General features: G+C 42.4%; 2 protein-coding genes. Both read right to left on the bottom strand.

The genetic code is table 11. The features are described from left to right. Positions 1 to 158: 158 nt before the first annotated feature. Positions 159 to 554, bottom strand: a complete 396-nt coding sequence (locus tag Q0256_RS09360) for a YbgC/FadM family acyl-CoA thioesterase (RefSeq protein WP_297962446.1) — start codon at positions 552 to 554, stop codon at positions 159 to 161. Next, entirely contained in the window at positions 544 to 1,068 is a 525-nt protein-coding gene (locus Q0256_RS09355) for a DUF4149 domain-containing protein (protein WP_297962445.1), read from the bottom strand. The genes Q0256_RS09360 and Q0256_RS09355 overlap by 11 nt, the downstream gene beginning before the upstream one ends. Positions 1,069 to 1,983: the final 915 nt, after the last annotated feature.

Here is a 1,983-nt window from a genome sequence, read left to right as displayed (position 1 = left end):
AATGCCGAGTGAAATTCTATGTCGTAAAATTTTATCTAGCCCGCAAATATTATTACCGCCCAAGAACTCTGCGCATTATTGGATTTTACGCCGAAAGCCGGTCTACGCTATGTTTGTGCCGCACACGACTAGGTCAAATTTGAACTCGCGAGATAAATTTATCTCAAAGATTTGAAAAATTCTAAAATTTCGGCGCTAAATTTGATCGGCCTGCCATCTTTTACAAAGGCGATTTTTACGTCCTGTGCGTATAAAAGCTCGCTGAAATCGACGTTTTTAATATCTTTGATCTTGTAAATTTCTTGCCGCAAAAGGGCGCTGGCGTTTTTGAGCGCGGCTAGGCTTGTGCGAATTTCAAGCGTATCGCCGAGGCGCGCGGGGCGGAGGAATTTAGCGCAAAGCTCGCTAACTACGAAGTGTGCGTCCGCGCGCGCGAAGTCCACTCCCGCCTGCATAAGCGCCTCGCTGCGCGCCCGCTCGCAAAATTTTATGTAGTTTGCGTGATACACGATGCCCTGCGCGTCGGTATCTTCGTAGTAAATTTTAATCTTCATCCCGCGCGTCTTTCGCTGCTGCGACATCTCTCGCAGCCAGGGAGGGGAGGATTTTTGCGAAAAACAGCACCGTTTGAAACACGATGATGAGTTTCATGCACCATTCGCTAGCCGCGTGGATTTGGGCAAATTCCGGCGTCATCGTCGCTTCTGCGCCGATCTTTTGGGCATTTATGACGTAGTCGGTAAAGTAAAGCACGAAAAGTAGGGCAAGTATGATATTTACGAGCGTCAGCATCAGGGTCGAAAGGCGCAAGCGAAAGGATTGCGATTTGTTGTTGTTGAAATTTATCATCTCAAAAACGAGGCAGATGACCGAGACTGCGATGAGGATGCCGCCGTATTTTACGAAGATCTCGCTCATTAGCTTGCCGCTTTGAAAGTGCGATAGCACGCCCTCTCCGATAATCTGCTGCGGGAAAAATACCACGGGCGCGACGAGTGCGCCGAGCGAGAGCTCGATGCCGATAAGGGCTGCGATGATAAAGATATAGATAGAAAAAATTGCGCGCATAGAAATCCTTTTAAATTTTGATAAATTTTAAATCGGATGTGATTATAGCGAAATCTTATAATCGTGCGCTTAAGTGTTTTGCAAGTGGGTTTTTGGACAAATGGGCGCGGTCAGCGGTCGTGATATTACGGCATATCGCGGTATAATGAAATTTTAGTTTGGATGCGGTCGTTTGCAAAATTTATAAAATTTTTACGGAGGCTGGAGATGAAATTTGTCTCAGGCACGCTAAGCATAAAATTTCATTATAAAATTTGAAATTTTCCAAAACCGTTTTTTAAAATTTCTCTTTAAAATTTCTCTTGCGTATTCAGCCCCCTTTAAGCATCACTCTTGTATAATCACAATTCTGTTTCGCACCGAGCCGAACCTGCTTTCTTAACTCTTAAGTCCTAGTAGTTTTAGCCTTTTAGCGAACGCGTTTTTTAAAATTTTAACTGTTAAAAACAAATATCTTTAGTCAATCTTTGAAATCTAAACAAGTGATCGATTGAGCCTATGGATTTAAGATTTAGATCGCCGGATCGAAATTTCGAGAATTCTTTACGTCCGTAACGAATATCTAAGTTAGCATCTAGCTTTAACTAAACCTATCCATAAAAACAATGTTACAAAAACATAAAGTTTTTAGATTAAAAACTTCATAATCGTATCTACCTGTATAAGTATAAAGAGTTTAAATCATAGATTAAATTTAAGACGCAGAATAAGACCTGAGCCAAGCTTCGGTTTTAATGTTATCCTTAGAAATTTATGGTTTGCGAAAAACTTGTTTTTTCGTAAATCTTTGTAGCTTTAGGTGGGTGCAGGGAGCGAAAGCTCCCGCTCGCAGTAACGGCTTTGCCGTTGCGAGAAGTATAAATATGGAGAGTTTGATCCTGGCTCAGAGTGAACGCTGGCGGCGTGCCTAATACA

This window comes from uncultured Campylobacter sp. (genome assembly GCF_937949835.1).
Taxonomy (GTDB): Bacteria; Campylobacterota; Campylobacteria; order Campylobacterales; family Campylobacteraceae; genus Campylobacter_B.
The sequence above is the reverse complement of the archived record's forward strand: the minus strand, read 5'-3'. Positions and strand labels throughout refer to the sequence as shown.